We start from the raw sequence: 17,922 nt of genomic DNA, 5'->3' as shown, positions 1-17,922 counted from the left end.
ATTCCGTAAGCCAGAGTGTCAGGAGGCGATGGCTTTCGGCCGGGGCTGGCCCTCGTCCTCTGTCAGCAGGCCGCTGGTGCGCAGCAGCGAGGTGAAGCGTCCGCCACGCTGGCTGAGCTCGTCGAACGTGCCCTTTTCAATGATACGGCCTTGATCGAGGAACAGCACCTGATCGGCATCGCGTACCGTGGAAAGGCGGTGGGCGATGATGAAGGTCGTGCGGTTCATTCTCAGCGCGTCCACGGCGGCCTTAACTCGTGCTTCCGTTTCCACGTCCAGCGCGCTGGTTGCCTCGTCAAGGACCAGGATGGGAGCGTTCTTCAGGATAGCACGCGCAATGGCGATACGCTGGCGCTCGCCACCGGACAGGCGGTTGCCGCGTTCACCCACCTGGGTCAGGTAGCCGGTGATACGGCTGTCGATGAAATCCGTCGCAGCAGCAGCGGCTGCTGCTTCCACGACCTCCGCGTCGGTAGCGGATTCGCGACCAAGGCGGATGTTTTCGCGGATGGAGCGGTTCAGAAGGCCGGCATCCTGGAACACCGTGGCGATGGAGTTTCTGAGCGAGTTCTTCGTCACCGTCGAGATGTCGGTTCCATCGATCAGAATCTGGCCTGAATCAGGATCATAAACACGCTGCAGAAGATTGATGAGCGTGGTCTTGCCCGCGCCCGTCGGTCCGACGATGGCAATCGTCTGGCCGGCCTTGGCCGTAAACGAGATGTCGTGGACACCCTGCTTGGTGTTGGCGAAACCGAAATTGACGTTGCGGAACTCCACGGTGCCGGAGACATTGGACAATTCGCGGGCGTCGCCCGGTTCTTCCCGTTCCTTGACGGAATCCTCCAGCACGAAGAAATCCTCGAGCTTTGCGCGCGCTTCGAAAATCTGGGTCACGAACTGACGCATCTGATCGAGACGGCCGATGAGAAGATTGGCGAAACCGATGAAGGCAATCACGTCACCGACGCGCAATTCGCCGTTCTTCACCAGCACGGTGCCGATGACGAGGATGATCATCATCGAAACGGTGGAGGCAGTGCGGTTCAAGGCACTTGCGAAAGCCCACCAGTCGAGCACCGGATATTGGGCGCTCAGCAGTTTTTCGGTGAAGGATTTCAGCGCCTTCGTTTCAGCCTCGATGCGGTTGTAGCTGTGCAGGACGGACACGTTGCTGATGGAATCGCTGACATGGGCAAAAACGCTGTGATAATGCTCCTCGACCGAAGCCTGGCCATCCTTGGTGCGGCCCATCACCCACTTGCCAATGAACCAGTAGACGATGCCAAGACCGATCAGGACGAAGCTGAGGCGCAGGTCCATGGCAATGGCTGTCGGAATAAGCAGCACGAGCGCGACGAAAGTCGCCAGATGCGTGCGCATGAATTCGAGCCACAGGCCGAACAGCGTCTCGCTGGCGCGCAGAAGCGTATGCAGCGCGTTCGAGGTGCCGCGCAGATGGTGCCAGGAGAGCGGCATGGAGATGATCCGGCCGAAGGCTTCCGTCAGCAGGGTCGCGCGGCGACCGTGGGCCAGCCGGTCGGCCTCGCGGGCGACAGCGACATAAGCCACGGTGTTGAAGACGCCGAAACCCGCCCACAGGATGAGGATGGACGTGACATCGGAGCCGGAAGAGATGGCGTCGATGATCCGTCCAAACAGCACGGGTTCGGCAATGGTGATCGCTGCAAGAATGATGTTGGCGATGACAACGATCAACACCCGCCATTTATGTACGGTCAGATAGCGCAGGGCGCGTGTGTAAACCTGAAACAAGGTCAAATTTTCAATCCAGTCCAGCGTCTGTTTCGAGCGGTTGATTGTTCGGTCTCAATACAATGCTGTTTTAGCAAGGTTGCATGAGACGGCGAAATTTGTGTAATTATCGCTCTTTCAGTCTGAATGGCGGCTTAACAAACCGAGCACGCGTGCGAACCGAAAAAAAACTGAACCCGATGTTTCTAGGGGACGCCGTCACAAGATTTTGCATGTTCGTTTCAGGGATTGCTAACGACGATATGTTCAGTCTGAACCGACCGGCGCCCGAGTAACATGACGTCCTCGCGGGACCATGTCCTTCATGTCATCCCTTCCAGCCAAGCTCCGGGCATGTGTCTTTATGCATGATATTCTTCACTTCATCTCTGCGTGCTACCAGGCGGGAAACGCTGATCGTGTTCGCTCCGAATTTGTAACACTTATTCGCGAATATGGTTTCGAATATTTCCTCGTCAGCCGGCGGATGACCGGGGAGCTTGCTTCCACCGGCCAGATTCTCGCACAACATCTCCCGGAAGGGTGGATCGAGGTCTACCGCGCCAAGAAATATAATCTTGTCGATCCCGTCCGTAAGGTGATCGGCATGGTGCACAAGCCGTTTCAGTGGAAAGAGGCGCTTGAGGGCCTGCCCCGCGCGATGCATCGAAAAAGGGCGAATGTGTTCTTTCACGATGCCGGCCGTTACGGTCTGCAGGGTGGGTACGCCTTTCCGGTGCACGGGCGCGCGGGATTCATCGGCGCGGTGTTCCTTGGCGGCGAGGACCGGCAATTGCCTTCGTTGCACGTTGAGCTGCTGGATGCGGCCACGCGCGCGGTGTTCTGGCGTCTGCTCGATCTTTCAGGCCAGGTCCATAACCTCAACAACGCGCCGAATGTTTCCGCTCTGGAACTTACAAGGCGGGAAATGGAAGTGCTGACGCTGATGGCTGATGGCATGACCTCAACCGAAATTGGACGCCAGCTATCGATCTCCAATCACACGGTCGACTGGTATATCAATGGAATCCAGCGTCGGTTCAGCGCCAAGAACAGGCAGCATACTGTAGCACTCGCCTTTCGCAACGGCTTGCTGAGCTAGTTACGACAGTACGCTTCTCTCCCGAATTGCCCTTTTCAAGACCGGGTTTTGCTGCTTAATTCCGCAGTGCAGCAGAAATTCTGTTTTGGCGTGTGGGGAGACCGTCTTGAAAATATCGAAAATACTTGTTGCCAACCGATCCGAAATTGCGATCCGAGTTTTCCGGGCAGCGAACGAGCTGGGGATAAAAACCGTCGCCATTTGGGCGGAAGAGGACAAGCTGTCTTTGCACCGCTTCAAGGCGGATGAAAGTTATCAGGTCGGCAGGGGTCCGCATCTCGCCAAGGATATGGGACCGATCGAGAGCTATCTTTCGATTGAGGAGGTCATCCGCGTGGCCAGACTTTCCGGCGCGGACGCGATCCATCCCGGTTACGGCCTTTTGTCCGAAAGCCCCGAATTCGTTGAGGCCTGTAACAAGGCTGGCATCACCTTCATCGGACCGACGGCGGATACGATGCGCCAGCTCGGCAACAAGGTTGCCGCCCGCAATCTGGCGATCTCGGTCAATGTTCCCGTTGTTCCTGCAACCAAGCCGCTGCCGGACGATATGGCAGAGGTGGAGCGGCTGGCCGAAGAGATCGGTTATCCCGTGATGTTGAAGGCCTCCTGGGGCGGCGGCGGTCGCGGCATGCGCGCCATCCGCAAAAAGGAGGATCTGGCACGCGAGGTCACCGAGGCCAAGCGCGAGGCGAAGGCCGCTTTCGGCAAGGACGAGGTCTATCTCGAAAAGCTGCTCGAGCGCGCCCGCCACGTCGAGAGCCAGGTTCTCGGTGATACCCACGGCAATGTCGTGCATCTGTTCGAGCGCGATTGTTCGATCCAGCGCCGCAATCAAAAAGTGGTTGAGCGCGCGCCGGCACCCTATCTCAGCGAAGCGCAGCGTCAGGAACTGGCCGCCTATTCTTTAAAGATCGCGGCTGCGACCAATTATATCGGCGCCGGCACGGTCGAATATCTGATGGATGTCGATACCGGCAAATTCTACTTCATCGAGGTCAATCCGCGCATTCAGGTGGAGCATACCGTCACCGAAGTCGTGACCGGCATCGATATCGTCAAGGCGCAAATCCATATTCTGGAAGGGGCCGCCATCGGCACGCCGGAATCGGGTGTGCCGAAACAGGAGGATATCCGCCTCAACGGCCATGCGCTGCAGTGCCGTATCACCACGGAAGACCCGGAGCACAATTTCATTCCCGACTACGGCCGTATAACGGCGTACCGCTCGGCGTCCGGCTTCGGCATTCGTCTGGATGGCGGGACGTCCTATTCGGGGGCGATCATTACCCGTTATTACGATCCGCTTTTGGTGAAGGTAACGGCCTGGGCGCCGCAGCCGGATGAAGCGATCAGCCGCATGGACCGCGCGCTGCGCGAATTCCGAATTCGCGGTGTTGCGACCAACCTCACCTTCCTCGAGGCCATCATTGGCCATGCGAGTTTCCGCAACAACACCTATACGACCCGCTTCATCGATTCGACGCCGGAGCTGTTTGCACAGGTCAAGCGTCAGGACCGCGCTACGAAGCTGCTCACCTATCTTGCCGATGTGACGGTGAACGGGCATCCGGAAACCAAGGGCCGCGTCAAGCCACCGGCAAATGCGGCACAGCCGGTGGTTCCCTATATCGATGCGCCGACGCCTGATGGCACCAAGCAATTGCTCGACCGGCTGGGGCCGAAGGGCTTTGCCGACTGGATGCGCAACGAAAAGCGGGTGCTGGTAACGGACACGACGATGCGCGACGGCCATCAGTCGCTGCTGGCCACACGCATGCGTACCCATGACATTGCCGGCGTCGCAAGCGTCTATGCCAAGGCCTTGCCGCAGCTTCTGTCTCTGGAGTGCTGGGGCGGCGCCACTTTCGACGTTTCCATGCGCTTCCTGACGGAAGACCCGTGGGAGCGCCTGGCGCTGATCCGCGAGGGTGCGCCGAACCTGCTGCTGCAAATGCTGCTGCGCGGTGCGAACGGCGTCGGGTACAAGAACTATCCAGACAATGTCGTGAAATATTTCGTCCGTCAGGCTGCGAAGGGCGGTATCGACCTGTTCCGCGTGTTCGACTGCCTGAACTGGGTGGAGAATATGCGCGTATCGATGGATGCGATCGCCGAGGAGAACAAGCTCTGCGAAGCGGCCATCTGCTACACGGGCGATATCCTCAATTCCGCGCGTCCAAAATACGACCTGAAATATTATACCAACCTCGCCGCCGAGCTGGAGCGTGCAGGCGCGCACATCATCGCCGTCAAGGATATGGCGGGACTTCTGAAGCCTGCCGCTGCCAAGGTGCTGTTCAAGGCGCTTAGGGAGGCGACCAGCCTGCCTATCCATTTCCACACGCATGACACATCCGGCATTGCGGCTGCGACCGTGCTTGCCGCCGTCGATGCGGGCGTGGATGCGGTGGATGCCGCCATGGATGCGCTTTCGGGCAACACGTCCCAGCCCTGCCTCGGTTCCATCGTGGAAGCGCTGGCCGGATCGGAACGCGATACGGGTCTCGATACGGAATGGATCCGCCGCATCTCCTTTTACTGGGAGTCGGCGCGCAACCAGTATGCGGCTTTCGAAAGCGATCTGAAGGGCCCTGCCTCGGAAGTCTATCTGCATGAAATGCCCGGTGGGCAATTCACCAATCTCAAGGAGCAGGCGCGCTCGCTCGGTCTTGAGAGCCGCTGGCACGAGGTCGCGCAGGCCTATGCCGACGCCAACCGGATGTTCGGCGATATCGTCAAGGTCACGCCGTCCTCCAAGGTTGTCGGCGATATGGCGCTGATGATGGTGAGCCAGGATCTGACGGTCGCCGACGTGGAAAATCCTGATCGCGAAGTGTCCTTCCCGGACTCGGTGGTTTCGATGCTGAAGGGCGATCTTGGACAGTCGCCAGGCGGCTGGCCGGAAGCCCTGCAGAAAAAGGCGCTGAAGGGTGACGCGCCCTATACGGTTCGTCCCGGCTCATTGCTGCCGGATGCCGATCTCGATGCTGAGAGAAAGGCGATCGAGACCAAACTCGAGCGTTCCGTGAACGACTTCGAATTCGCATCCTATCTGATGTATCCGAAGGTGTTCACCGATTTCGCGCTGACATCCGAGACCTACGGTCCGGTTTCCGTGCTTCCCACCCATGCGTATTTCTACGGCATGGAGGACGGTGAAGAGCTGTTTGCCGATATCGAGCGCGGCAAAACGCTGGTCATCGTCAATCAAGCCTCTTCCGGCACTGACGATAAGGGCATGGTGACGGTGTTCTTCGAGATCAACGGCCAGCCGCGCCGCATCAAGGTGCCGGATCGCGCTCATGGCGCATCCGGCTCTGCGGTGCGCCGCAAAGCGGAACTCGGCAATGGCACACATATTGGTGCGCCGATGCCGGGCGTGATCAGCCGCGTCTTCATCAACCAGGGTCAGGAGGTCAAGGCCGGCGACGTGCTGCTCTCCATCGAGGCCATGAAGATGGAAACCGCGCTTCACGCCGAACGCGATGGCAAGGTCGCCGAGGTTCTCGTGCGCCCGGGTGACCAGATCGACGCAAAGGATCTGCTGATCGCCTACGCGGAATGATGCCCACACGGCATCGCTAGCCCCGATATTTTGTCTTTCGTTATAAACGCCCGCCCTCCCGGCGGGCGTTTTGCTGTTGCACCTTCGCTAAAACTCAAATATGCATGTTTGTGCACGTTTATTCCTGTTTATGCATGAGTCCCGATGAGCGATCATTTTGTCAGCGAGCGGCAGGCGCTCATCCTTGCACAGTTGCGGCAAAGCGGCCGCGTGCTTGCGCAGGATCTGGCCCAGAATTTCGGCGTTTCGGAAGATACGGTCCGCCGGGATCTGCGGGATATGGCGGCGCGCGGGGAGTGTCTGCGCGTCTATGGCGGGGCGTTGCTTTCCGATAACAAGACGGTGCCGCTGAAGACACGGATCACCGAGGATGCCGATCGCAAGGCTTCGTTGGCGCTCGCAGCAATTCCGCTGCTTGAGCCGGGCATGGTCGTCTTCATCGATGCCGGCTCCACCAATCTGGCCATCGCAAGGGCTATCCCCGCCGGTCTCAAATTGACGGTGGTAACGAATACGCCTGCTATTGCCGCTGAACTCACGGGGCGCGCCGATATCGCTTTGATCATGATCGGCGGCAAGGTCGATCCGGCCGTCGGTGCGGCCATCGACGCCATGGCGTTGCGGCAACTCGAGCTGATGCGGCCCGAGCTGTGTATTCTTGGCGTTTGCGGTGTTGCGGCTGAGACCGGCCTGTCGGCGGATATTTTCGAGGATGCCGTGTTCAAGCGGCTTGCCTGCAGCGCCAGCCAGCGGATTGTTGCCGCCATCACCACGGAAAAGCTGGGCCACAAGGCGGCGTTTCACGTGCACGACTTTTCTCCGCCTCTTTCCCTGGTGCTGGAACATGACGCCGACCGCACATTGGTCGAGGCGCTGTCGGCTAAAGGCGTACAAGTTCATTTCGGCGGCGATGACGCCGTCCAACTCTCTCACGGTCAAGTCTGAAGGATATTACCGATGAACGGCCCCACGACATTTTCGCCGACGGTCAAGCGCTCGTCCTATCTGACGCGGCACAGGCTCGGTGTATCCCTGCTGTTTTTGATGAACGGTTTCATGATGGGATCGTGGGCGCCCAAAATACCGGAATTTGCGGCGCGGTTATCCCTCAGTGAAAGTGCGCTTGGCCTGATCATTCTGGTTTTCGGCGTCGGCTCGCTGGTTTTCATGCCGATCGCCGGTTCCCAGATCGCCCGTTTCGGATCGCGAACGGTCAGCCTTGCGAGTGCGGCTATTTTCTTGCCGACACTGCTTTTCATCTCCTGGGCAGACACGATCTGGGCAGGTGTGATTGCGGTTTTCCTGTTCGGCGGGCTGACAGGGGCGATGGATGTCGCCATGAACGCCAATGCGGTGGCGGTCGAGCGTGACATGCGCCGCGCCATCATGTCGTCGTGCCATGCTTTCTGGAGCCTGGGCGGCCTGATCGGTGCCGGTCTTGGCGGCTATCTCATCACGGCCATTGGCGTGCAGGGGCATGCGATCGCGTTGACGGTCATCGCCCTTGTTTTGCTCGTCGTCGCGTGGCCGCGCGTTCTTGCGGATCGCCCGCATGCCGAGGAGGAGCGTCCGAAAGGTCGCTTGCCGCTGACGCCCTTGCCGTGGATTATCGGTCTGATGGCGCTGTTTTCGATGATTCCGGAAGGCGCGATCCTCGATTGGGGTGCCCTTTATCTGCGCAATGAACTCGGCGCTTCCGTGTCCCAGTCCGGTTTCGCTTTCGCGGCCTTTTCCATGACCATGGCGGCCATGCGTTTTGCCGGCGATCTGGTGCGCGACCGGTTCGGCGCGGTCAATACCCTGCGGTTCTGCTCGGTCATGTCGATTGCGGGCCTTCTGATTGCGGGTCTTGCGGGAAATTCCACGTTTGTGATCATCGGCTTCGCGATTGCCGGCATCGGTATTTCCAACATGGTGCCGATCGCCTTTTCGGCGGCGGGGAACATGCCGGGATTGGCACCCGGCATCGGCCTGTCGGTCGTCACCACCATGGGTTATTCCGGGATTCTGGTAGCACCCTCGGCCATCGGCTTCATTGCCGAACATACCGGCCTCGCCAGCGTATTTCTCGCTCTGCCGTTGTTGCATGTGGTGGTTTTGCTACTTTCGCGGCTCGCCCGGCATGCGGATGGTGCGGGCAAGGAATAGGCGTCTCGAATTTTGCCATGATTGCGGTAAAGTAGAAGCTCTTATGCGTTGGGTGTTGACAAGCAGGCCCCCTTGTTTCACCTCAATTGCCAGACCTTGCCGCAAGCTCCAGAGACCGCCATGACGTCACACGCCGATTACGATCCAAAGCCCCGCCGTGCATCCGTTGCCGTCGACGTAGGGGGCGTCATCGTGGGTGGCGGTGCGCCTGTCGTCGTACAATCCATGACCAATACCGACACGGCGGATATCGACGCCACCGTGCAGCAGGTGGCGGCACTCTTCCAGGCCGGTTCTGAAATGGTGCGCATCACCGTCGATCGCGATGAGAGCGCTGCCGCTGTGCCGAAAATCCGCGAACGGCTGCTGCGCCTTGGCATGGACGTGCCGCTGATTGGCGATTTCCACTATATCGGCCACAAGCTTCTGGCCGATCATCCGGCCTGTGCCGAAGCACTGGCGAAATACCGCATCAATCCCGGCAATGTCGGCTTCAAGGACAAGAAGGACAAGCAGTTCGGCGAAATCGTCGAAATGGCGATCCGTTATGACAAGCCGGTTCGCATCGGTGTGAACTGGGGATCGCTTGACCAGGAATTGCTGACGACGCTGATGGACAAGAACAAGGAGGAGGGTTTTCCGCTCTCTGCCCGTCAGGTCACCCGCGAAGCCATCGTCCAGTCGGCACTGATTTCCGCAGAGCTTGCCGAAGAAATCGGCCTGCCGCGCAACCGCATCATCCTGTCTGCCAAGGTCAGCCAGGTACAGGACCTGATTGCCGTTTATTCGATGCTGTCGGAACGCTCCAACCATGCACTGCATCTCGGTCTTACCGAAGCCGGCATGGGTTCCAAGGGCATCGTCGCCTCGTCTGCCGCCATGGGTTATGTGCTGCAGCATGGTATTGGCGACACGATCCGCGTCTCGCTGACGCCGGAGCCGAACGGCGACCGCACCCGCGAGGTGCAGGTGGCGCAGGAATTGCTGCAGGTCATGGGTTTCCGCCAGTTCATTCCGGTGGTTGCGGCATGTCCCGGCTGCGGGCGCACCACCTCTACCGTCTTTCAGGAACTTGCCCAGAATATCCAGAATGACATTCGCAAGAACATGCCGATCTGGCGTGAAAAGTATCCCGGTGTGGAAGCGCTCAATGTTGCTGTCATGGGCTGCATCGTTAATGGCCCCGGCGAAAGCAAACATGCCGATATCGGCATTTCACTGCCTGGAACCGGCGAAAGCCCCGCTGCACCGATCTTCATCGATGGCGAGAAGGCGCTCACCCTGCGCGGTCCCAACATCGCCGCGGATTTTGAAGCGCTTGTGATCGATTACATCGAAAAGCGTTTTGGCCGGAAAGATGCGGCGGAGTAAAAACTACCGTGAAAATGCCGAAATTCCACTGTCATACCGCCTGAACCCTTCGGAGCATCAAAACACATGATCAAAAAAATCGCGATCGTTGCCCTTTGCGGGACCTATCTTTCCGCGTGCACCACCACCGATCCCTATACGGGTGAGCAGAAGATGTCGAACACGGCGGGCGGCGCTGGTATCGGCGCTGTCGTCGGTGCTCTCGGTGGTCTGGCTGTCGGCGGTTCGCCGGTCGGTCGCCGCAACGCAGCCCTCATCGGCGCCGGCATCGGTGCACTCGCCGGTGGCGCAATCGGCAATTACATGGATGGTCAGGAATCCGAGCTTCGCGCCCAGCTTCAGGGCACTGGCGTTTCCGTTAGCCGCCGTGGCGACAGCATCGTTCTCAACATGCCGTCGAACATCACCTTCGCGACGGATCAGGATCAGGTCATCCCGCCTTTCTATCAGACACTCGATTCCGTCGCCATCGTGCTGAACAAGTTCAACCGCACGCTCATCGACATCAACGGCCATACCGACTCCACCGGCAGCCAGCAGCACAACCAGGCGCTTTCCGAGCGTCGTGCGGCGTCTGTTGCAAACTATCTCGGCGCACGCGGCGTCGACCAGCGCCGTATTTCGACGCTCGGCTTCGGCCCCTCGCAGCCGATCGCTTCGAACGCAACGCCGGATGGCCGCGCCCAGAACCGTCGCGTCGAAGTGCTGATTTCGCCGCTCAAGGGCTGATTGGCTGAGAAACGGTGAGCCGGGAAACCGGCTCAGCTTTTCCGTTCGGCGATGAATCTGGCGGCCGCGATGAGTATCGCGGCCTTTTCGCCGTAGGGGGCCAGAAGTTCGGAGGCTTCCGCCACCTGTTCCTGAAGCTTGAGGCGCGCCCAGTCTTCACCGCGTAGTGCCACCAGCGTTCCCTTGCCGCGTGCGGCATCCTTGCCGGTTGCCTTGCCCATGGTGGCGGCATCGGCGGTCAGATCCAGGAGATCGTCGGCAAGCTGGAAGGCAAGGCCGATCTTTTCACCGAAGAGGCGCAGTCTGTGTCTTTCGGAAACATCGCTGCCGGCGATGATCGCGCCTGCCTCGCAGGCGAAGCGCAGCAGCGCACCGGTTTTCATAGCCTGCAATGTAATAATGCCGGTCTCATCAGGTGCGTTCTTTTCCGCAGCCAGATCGAGCGCCTGACCGCCCGCCATGCCGCCGATGCCTGCAGCGCGGGCAAGGGAGAGAACGAGAGCCGCCTTGCGGTCTGCCTCGAGAGGATTTTCGTCCGATGCGATAATATCGAAGGCGAGTGTCAGCAGGCTGTCGCCTGCGAGAATGGCGGTCGCCTCGTCGAATTTGCGGTGCACTGTCGGCTGGCCGCGGCGCAGGTCGTCGTCATCCATCGCTGGCAGATCGTCGTGCACCAGCGAGTAACAATGCAGGCATTCCAGCGCGGCACCGACATGATGGGCTGCTTCGGCATTTCCGCCGAGCAAGGCCGTGCTTTCTATGACCAGGAAGGGCCGCAGGCGTTTGCCGCCGTTCAGCACACCATGACGCATGGCGTCGAGCAGGTTTTGCGGGCGCGTAATCTCATCCGCACGCGCCTCTGCGGAAAGCAGGCGACCAAGCAGGGATTCGGTCTGTGCCGCGTTATCGCGCAGCTTCGTTTCGAAATTCGTCATCTGAGCGTCCATGCCGCGCTCTTTGGCATGGCGCGCGGGGTCAGGCAACCTTTTCGTGATTCCTGAGGTCAACTGTTTGACCGGACTCGCCTTGAAGGCGGCAATGGAATATGAAAGGCTTCGATTGGTGCGGGGCTTTGACGAATATTGAGCAGTACGCCTGAAAGCGACGCAGATTACGCCGTGCTGGCGGAAGACCGGAGCAGTCCGAAGGTGGATTTTCGCACGTTGGCAAAGCGTATCATCATGACCTTGCTGGCGTTGCTGATCCTGCCCTATCTGCTGATCCCGGTTTATGCCCTGCCTTTCATGCGGCCGGTCTCGACGCTGATGCTTGCCGATCTGGTGACACTTCAGGGTTATGACCGGCGCTGGGTGCCGCTCGAGGATATTTCGCCGCGCCTTGTGCAATCCGTAATGATGTCCGAGGACGGACAATTCTGTTTCCACGGCGGCGTTGACTGGAACCAGATGCAGTCCGTGGTCAACAATGCGCTCGAAGGCGCGTCCACCCGTGGCGCCAGCACCATTCCCATGCAGACGGCCAAGAACCTGTTCCTCTGGAACGGCCGCTCGTTCTTGCGCAAGGGGCTGGAGTTGCCGCTGGCGATTGCTGCCGATTTCGTCTGGTCCAAAAAACGGATGATGGAGATTTATCTCAACGTTGCGGAATGGGGACCCGGCATTTACGGCATCGAGGCCGCAGCACAGCACCATTTCAAGGTACCGGCGGCAAAGCTAAGCTCCCGCCAGGCGGCACTGCTTGCCGTTTCCCTGCCCAATCCCATCGATCGCGTTGCCAGCAAGCCGGGGCGTGGTTTGCAACGGCTTGCCGGCCTTATCGAACGGCGTGCCCGAGCATCGGGCGGTTATGTGGGATGCGTGCTGGACTGAGCCCAGCCCGCCGCCTCAACCCTTCTTAAAAATATAGTCGGTTTCCTGACGCAGGGTCTCGCCGGGACGCAGGATCGCGTAGGGGAAATCGGGATGATTGACGGCATCCGGCCATATCTGCGTTTCCAGACAAAAACCGGCAAAGGGGCCATAATGGCGGCCATCGAGGCCTGGAACGGGAACATTCAGCTTGAAGGCTGAATAGAATTGCACGCCGGGTTCGGTGGTGTGAACCTCAAGGGCAATGTCGGAGGCGGGCGAATAGGCGCGGGCAACCTTGCGCTTGGCGCGACGCTCGGGCGAAAGGCAGAAATTATGGTCGTAGAGCACCTGCTCGCCATCCTCCGTTCGCCGCATCGGCGTCGGGTGGCGCAGGTCGAAGACGGTGCCTTCGACAGAGCGGATTTCGCCTGTCGGGATCTGTTTGTCGTTGGTTGGCAGATAAAAGTCAGCGGCAATGCTGATCTCATGTCCAAGTGCGGTATCAGCACCGTCGAGGTTGAAATAGGAATGCTGGCAGATATTGGCGATGGTCGGTTGGTCGGTCACCGTTTCATAGACCACCGAAAGCACGCCGCCGTCGCGGATCGTATAGGTCGCGGTCACCGTGCAATTGCCGGGATAACCGGCGCGGCCGTCGGGATCGATGATCTGCAGAACCGCATGGCTTTCGCCGTGTTCCATCAGCATCCAGTTACGTTTGCCCATCCCGTCGCTGCCGCCATGCAGGTGGCTGACGCCTTTTTCGTTCAGTTCCAGCTGGTATTCGTGCCCGTCGATCGAGAATTTTCCGTCACCGATACGGTTGGCGTTGCGGCCGGGTGTGGCGCCGAAATAGGATGAATATTTGTAGTCCTCGAATGTATCGAAGCCGAGAACGAGCGGCGGCTGGTGCCCATCGAGGCGCAGGTCCTGAATGACGGCGCCCCAGGTGATAACCTTGGCCGTCAGCCCGCCCATCGAGATGGTGACGCGCTCAACCTTTTCGCCGGTTGCCGTGAAACCGAAATTCTCCCGTGCCGCCGCGTCGCTCATTGCGTCATTCTCCCGATATCTTTGAATTGCCGGCGGACGTTGCGTCATTTTCCGGCAATTCGCAATCCCGCAATTTACGCCGCTAGTTTGCCGATTGCTTCGAGGTCATAAGGCGTCGTCTGATATATCTCGTTGATCCAGTTGCCGAAAAACAGATGGGCATGGCTGCGCCAGCGGTTGAGCGGGGCAAGCTCCGGATCATTGTGCGGAAAATAATCATGCGGCAGCTTGATTGGGACGCCCGAGTTCACATCGCGGAAATATTCATCCGAAAGCGAGGTTGAATCATATTCGACGTGGTTGAACATATAGAGGCGGTTGCCCTCTTTTTCATGCACCAGACATACGCCCATTTCCTCTGACTCCATCAGGATTTCGAGTTCCGGGTGTTTTTCGATGTCGGCGCGGCGCACTTCCGTCCAGCGTGAGACCGGAACCTGAAAGTCGTCGGAAAAACCGTTGAGATATATCGACGAGGGGCAGAGATTGCGGTGACGATAGACGCCGAAAGCCTTTTCCTTCAGTTCGTATTTCGGCACACCATGGAAATGGTAGATGGCGGCCATCGCGCCCCAGCAGACGTTCAGCGTCGAATGGACGTTGGTTTGCGTCCAGTCGAAAATCTTTTGCATCTCGTTCCAGTAGGTCACGTCTTCATAATCAAGCATCTCGATGGGCGCGCCTGTGATGATGAAACCGTCGAACTTGCGGTGTCGCACTTCCTCCCATGTCTCATAGAAGGACAGAAGGTGCTCTTCCGGCGTATTCTTGGCACGATGGCCGCCAATGCGGATCAGCGAAAACTCCACCTGCAGCGGCGATGCGCCGACGAGGCGCGCCATCTGCACTTCCGTCTTGATCTTGTTCGGCATGAGATTGAGAAGCCCGATCTGGAGCGGGCGGATATCCTGCCGGATGGCCGCCGTTTCTGTCATGACCCGCACGCCCTCATGAACGAGGGTGTCGAAGGCGGGAAGCGTATCGGGAATCTTGATCGGCATGTCGAACTCTCTTTTCGGATGACGTAAAGAACGTTGCGAAAACAAAAAAACCGGCAGCGAAATCGCAGCCGGTCCCAGGAAATTACCCTTTTCCTCGACCCTTTAGCGACTTCTTTAAAGTGGCTGCAAGCCGGTCGGCAAATCACCACTGAGGCGTTTCATAATCCCGAAGCCGACGAAAATCAATATCGGCTGATTTCATCGGGTTTCTGCCTTTCCATTTTTGCCTGAGGTGCGATAAGGCAGGGCATGGATAGAGAACGCTTCACCATTCTGCTTGGCGGCGATGTCACCGTTACCGACCGCCTCAAAGCGGCGGTTGAGGGTAGCCGTGTGATTGCGGCCGATGGCGGCATGCGCCATGCCGCACCGCTCGGGCTCACACCCGAGCTCTGGGTGGGGGATTTCGATTCCGCCGATAAGGACCTGCTGGACGCCTGGCCCGATGTGGTGCGACAGCCCTATCCCGCTGCAAAGGCTGTGACCGATGGCGAAATTGCGGTGTCGGAGGCCCTTGCCCGCGGCGCGCGTTCTCTGGTGCTTGCCGGTGCGCTTGGTGGAGCGAGAAGCGACCACGCACTTCAGCACCTTCTTTACGCGGTGGCGCTTACTGAGCGTGGTCTCAACGTTACGCTGACCTCCGGCGAAGAGGAGGCCCGCCCGCTGCTGGCAGGGTCGTTCGATCTTGATCTGCCACCCGGTGCGCTGTTTTCCGTTGCCGGGTTTACCGACCTTGTGGGGCTCGATATCGGCAATGTGCGTTATCCTCTCAAGGATTTCCCGCTTGCTTTCGGCTCTTCCCGCACTATTTCCAATGTCGCGAATGGCGGCCCTGTGCATTTCTCGCTGAAAAGCGGAAAAGCCATCGTGCTCGCCCGCCCTTATGATCTGACCGGAGCCTGACGCCTTGGCACCCCCAATTTTGAAACTCGATGACATCAAGCTGACCTTCGGCGTAACCCCGCTGCTCGACGGCGCCAATCTTCAGGTGGAGCCGGGCGACCGCATCTGCCTTGTCGGACGCAACGGTTCGGGCAAGTCGACCCTGATGAAGATCGCCGCTGGTCTGGTCGAGGCGCAGTCTGGCGAGGTTTTCCGTCACCCCTCCGCCACCATCCGTTATCTGGAGCAGGCGCCGGATTTTGCCGGTTACGACACCGTGCAGGCCTATGCCGAGGCGGGGCTGGGACCTGGCGACGATCCCTATCGCGTTACCTATATTCTCGAGCATCTGGGCCTGACGGGACAGGAACATCCGGATAGCCTGTCCGGCGGCGAAGCGCGGCGTGCGGCCCTTGCCCGCGTCATGGCGCCTGAACCCGATATTCTGATGCTGGACGAGCCGACCAACCATCTGGACCTGCCCACCATCGAATGGCTTGAAGGCGAGTTGCAGCAGACGCGTAGCGCGCTGGTGCTGATCTCGCACGACAGGCGTTTTCTGGAAAAGGTTTCGACCTCGACCGTGTGGCTGGATCGCGGCCAGTCCCGTCGTCTCAATCGCGGTTTTGCGTATTTCGAGGAATGGCGCGACAAGGTGCTGGAAGAGGAAGAGCTGGAGCAGCACAAGCTCGGCAAGGCCATCGAGCGTGAAGAACACTGGATGCGTTACGGCGTGACCGCGAGACGCAAGCGCAACATGCGCCGCGTGGGCGAGCTTCAGGCAATGCGTGCGGACTATCGCGGCCACAAGGGACCGCAGGGGAGCGTGCAGGCGACGGCTGCGGAGGTGCGGGAATCCGGCAAACTGGTCATCGAGGCAGACGCAATCACCAAGTCTTACGGCGAGCGCGTGATCATCGCGCCGTTTTCGCTACGGGTGCATCGCGGTGATTGCATCGGTCTCGTCGGGCCGAACGGTGCCGGCAAGACAACGCTTTTGAAGATGCTGACCGGCCAGCTTCAGCCCGATAGCGGCACGGTAAAGCTCGGCACCAATCTGGAAATCGCGACGCTTGACCAGAAGCGTGAAGATCTCAATCCAAACGATACGCTCGCTCATTACCTCACCGACGGTCGCGGCGACAATTTGCTGGTCAATGGCGAGTTGAAACATGTGACGGGTTACATGAAGGACTTCCTGTTCCAGCCGGAACAGGCCCGCACGCCCATCCGCAACCTCTCCGGTGGTGAGCGCGCCCGTCTTATTCTTGCGCGCATTCTGGCGCGGCCTACCAACCTGCTGATCCTTGACGAGCCGACCAACGATCTCGATATCGAAACGCTCGATCTGTTGCAGGAAATCGTTGCGGGCTTTTCCGGCACGGTCATTCTCGTCAGCCACGACCGCGATTTCCTCGACCGTACCGTCACCTCCACAATCGCGCCCGCCAATCCGGACCAGCCGGATGGACGCTGGATCGAATATGCCGGCGGCTACTCGGACATGATGGCGCAACGCAAGGGTGCCGCAGAAGAAAAGCGCAAGGCGGAGAAGCAGGAAAAGGCAAAGACCGCCCCTTCCGCCTCCGCGTCGCAGGACCCCTCAAAGGCCAAGGGCAAGCTTTCCTTCAAGCAAAAATTTGCGCTCGAAAACCTTCCAAAGGAAATGGAGAAGGCGCAGGGCGAAATCGCCAAGCGTGAGCAGCGTATGGCCGATCCCAATCTGTTCACCAAGGACCCGGCTACCTTCAATACGCTGGCGCAGGAAATGACGAAGCTGCGCGAAAAGCTCGAAGCCATGGAAGAGGAATGGCTGGAGTTGGAGATGCTGCGCGAGGAAATTGAAGGGTGACTTGGTCGCGATTTCTTGACTGAGGTCTCATCCACCTTTGACAGGGAGGCGGAATTGCCGTTTCCTGTGCGGGTTCGGAGGAGTTCAGAAAATGCGCATGATCTTCGTCAATCTGCCGGTCAAGAATATCGAGACATCGAGAAGCTTCTTCACGGCTCTCGGTTTCACCTTCAATCCGGAATATTCGGATGACCGCACGCTCTGCATGATCGTTGAGGAGAACATCTTCGTGATGCTTCTTCAGGAGGAGCGTTTTCGCGATTTCATCAATGGCGATATCGCCGACGCCACACGCAGCACCGAGGTCCTGACCTGTCTCACAGCGGGAAGCCGTGAGGAAATCGACCGGATGATCGAAACGGCGCTCGCCTCGGGTGGCAGCAGCTGGAAACCGGTTCAGGATCACGGTTTCATGTATGCCGGTAGTTTTCAGGATCCCGACGGCCATGTCTGGGAACTGGTGCACATGGTGCAGCAGGCCTGACGGCAGCCATCTTGCCAATCAGAGACAGCGGGACTACATCATCATCTTGATCTAACGGGGTGTCTTTTGTGCTTGCGTGCAAAAGGCTGAGAGGCTTGCCAACCCGAAGAACCTGATCCGGTTCATACCGGCGGAGGGATTAGACGGCTTAAGGCAAGCGGCTATT

At 59.1% G+C, this 17,922-nt stretch carries 14 protein-coding genes and 2 riboswitches; of the genes, 10 read left to right on the top strand and 4 right to left on the bottom strand.

The genetic code is table 11. The annotated features are described in order from the left end of the window. Nucleotides 1-18: 18 nt before the first annotated feature. Nucleotides 19-1,782 (bottom strand): glucan ABC transporter ATP-binding protein/ permease, encoded by a 1,764-nt coding sequence (locus AC5SEO_RS17560; RefSeq protein WP_013636948.1) that lies wholly within the window; start codon nt 1,780-1,782, stop codon nt 19-21. A 337-nt stretch (nt 1,783-2,119) separates the two neighbouring features. Between AC5SEO_RS17560 and AC5SEO_RS17555 the strand changes: the two genes are divergently transcribed. From AC5SEO_RS17555 to AC5SEO_RS17530, 6 genes are all read left to right on the top strand, one after another. Further along, nucleotides 2,120-2,857: a LuxR family transcriptional regulator gene (locus AC5SEO_RS17555; protein WP_003516548.1), complete on the top strand. Its 738-nt coding sequence runs from the start codon at nt 2,120-2,122 to the stop codon at nt 2,855-2,857. 106 nt (nt 2,858-2,963) lie between these two features. Beyond that, on the top strand, nt 2,964-6,425 hold the full coding sequence (gene pyc, locus AC5SEO_RS17550; RefSeq protein WP_038492474.1) for a pyruvate carboxylase: 3,462 nt from the start codon (nt 2,964-2,966) through the stop codon (nt 6,423-6,425). Nucleotides 6,426-6,569: 144 nt separating this feature from the next. Continuing rightward, a complete protein-coding gene (locus tag AC5SEO_RS17545; protein WP_174068673.1) occupies nt 6,570-7,370 on the top strand; it encodes a DeoR/GlpR family DNA-binding transcription regulator in 801 nt (266 codons plus the stop codon). 12 nt (nt 7,371-7,382) lie between these two features. Beyond that, nucleotides 7,383-8,573: an MFS transporter gene (locus AC5SEO_RS17540; RefSeq protein WP_003516553.1), complete on the top strand. Its 1,191-nt coding sequence runs from the start codon at nt 7,383-7,385 to the stop codon at nt 8,571-8,573. Nucleotides 8,574-8,693: 120 nt separating this feature from the next. Then, nucleotides 8,694-9,944 carry a flavodoxin-dependent (E)-4-hydroxy-3-methylbut-2-enyl-diphosphate synthase gene (gene ispG, locus AC5SEO_RS17535; RefSeq protein ID WP_003516555.1) on the top strand — a complete coding sequence of 417 codons (1,251 nt, stop codon included), beginning with the start codon at nt 8,694-8,696 and terminating at the stop codon, nt 9,942-9,944. 66 nt (nt 9,945-10,010) lie between these two features. After that, entirely contained in the window at nt 10,011-10,673 is a 663-nt protein-coding gene (locus AC5SEO_RS17530) for a YiaD family glycine zipper/OmpA-like lipoprotein (protein WP_019566011.1), read from the top strand. Between the two features lie 32 nt (nt 10,674-10,705). On the opposite strand, the gene AC5SEO_RS17525 is transcribed toward AC5SEO_RS17530, so the two are convergent. Then, on the bottom strand, nt 10,706-11,620 hold the full coding sequence (locus tag AC5SEO_RS17525) for a polyprenyl synthetase family protein (protein WP_174042945.1): 915 nt from the start codon (nt 11,618-11,620) through the stop codon (nt 10,706-10,708). A gap of 135 nt (nt 11,621-11,755) precedes the next feature. Here AC5SEO_RS17525 and mtgA point away from each other — a divergent pair, with 135 nt between their 5' ends. After that, a complete protein-coding gene (gene mtgA, locus AC5SEO_RS17520) occupies nt 11,756-12,502 on the top strand; it encodes a monofunctional biosynthetic peptidoglycan transglycosylase (protein WP_003516563.1) in 747 nt (248 codons plus the stop codon). A gap of 15 nt (nt 12,503-12,517) precedes the next feature. Here the strand turns inward: mtgA and AC5SEO_RS17515 are convergent, their stop codons facing one another. Further along, nucleotides 12,518-13,537, bottom strand: a complete 1,020-nt coding sequence (locus tag AC5SEO_RS17515; protein ID WP_174068672.1) for an aldose epimerase family protein — start codon at nt 13,535-13,537, stop codon at nt 12,518-12,520. Nucleotides 13,538-13,611: 74 nt separating this feature from the next. After that, on the bottom strand, nt 13,612-14,538 hold the full coding sequence (gene metA / locus AC5SEO_RS17510; RefSeq protein WP_003516567.1) for a homoserine O-acetyltransferase MetA: 927 nt from the start codon (nt 14,536-14,538) through the stop codon (nt 13,612-13,614). 82 nt (nt 14,539-14,620) lie between these two features. After that, nucleotides 14,621-14,697: riboswitch (SAM riboswitch) on the bottom strand. 90 nt (nt 14,698-14,787) lie between these two features. On the opposite strand from metA, the gene AC5SEO_RS17505 reads away from it, so the two are divergent. From AC5SEO_RS17505 to AC5SEO_RS17495, 3 genes are all read left to right on the top strand, one after another. Further along, entirely contained in the window at nt 14,788-15,441 is a 654-nt protein-coding gene (locus AC5SEO_RS17505; RefSeq protein WP_174068671.1) for a thiamine diphosphokinase, read from the top strand. A 4-nt stretch (nt 15,442-15,445) separates the two neighbouring features. Then, the gene (locus AC5SEO_RS17500; RefSeq protein WP_003516572.1) at nt 15,446-17,272 is read left to right on the top strand and encodes an ABC-F family ATP-binding cassette domain-containing protein; all 1,827 of its coding nucleotides are present in this window, start codon (nt 15,446-15,448) and stop codon (nt 17,270-17,272) included. Nucleotides 17,273-17,363: 91 nt separating this feature from the next. Further along, on the top strand, nt 17,364-17,756 hold the full coding sequence (locus AC5SEO_RS17495) for a VOC family protein (RefSeq protein ID WP_003516574.1): 393 nt from the start codon (nt 17,364-17,366) through the stop codon (nt 17,754-17,756). Between the two features lie 45 nt (nt 17,757-17,801). Continuing rightward, nucleotides 17,802-17,912, top strand: a riboswitch (TPP riboswitch). Nucleotides 17,913-17,922: the final 10 nt, after the last annotated feature.

It is taken from the genome of Agrobacterium sp. K11, from assembly GCF_059429395.1.
The sequence above is the reverse complement of the archived record's forward strand: the minus strand, read 5'-3'. Positions and strand labels throughout refer to the sequence as shown.

Bases quoted from the DNA above. Each gene is read 5' to 3' on its own strand.
- AC5SEO_RS17515 (WP_174068672.1), bottom strand. From the start codon at position 13,537: ATGAGCGACGCGGCGGCACGGGAGAATTTCGGTTTCACGGCAACCGGC.
- AC5SEO_RS17505 (WP_174068671.1), top strand. From the start codon at position 14,788: ATGGATAGAGAACGCTTCACCATTCTGCTTGGCGGCGATGTCACCGTT.
- AC5SEO_RS17540 (WP_003516553.1), top strand. From the start codon at position 7,383: ATGAACGGCCCCACGACATTTTCGCCGACGGTCAAGCGCTCGTCCTAT.
- AC5SEO_RS17555 (WP_003516548.1), top strand. From the start codon at position 2,120: ATGCATGATATTCTTCACTTCATCTCTGCGTGCTACCAGGCGGGAAAC.
- AC5SEO_RS17530 (WP_019566011.1), top strand. From the start codon at position 10,011: ATGATCAAAAAAATCGCGATCGTTGCCCTTTGCGGGACCTATCTTTCC.
- AC5SEO_RS17495 (WP_003516574.1), top strand. From the start codon at position 17,364: ATGCGCATGATCTTCGTCAATCTGCCGGTCAAGAATATCGAGACATCG.
- metA (WP_003516567.1), bottom strand. From the start codon at position 14,538: ATGCCGATCAAGATTCCCGATACGCTTCCCGCCTTCGACACCCTCGTT.
- AC5SEO_RS17525 (WP_174042945.1), bottom strand. From the start codon at position 11,620: ATGGACGCTCAGATGACGAATTTCGAAACGAAGCTGCGCGATAACGCG.
- ispG (WP_003516555.1), top strand. From the start codon at position 8,694: ATGACGTCACACGCCGATTACGATCCAAAGCCCCGCCGTGCATCCGTT.
- AC5SEO_RS17545 (WP_174068673.1), top strand. From the start codon at position 6,570: ATGAGCGATCATTTTGTCAGCGAGCGGCAGGCGCTCATCCTTGCACAG.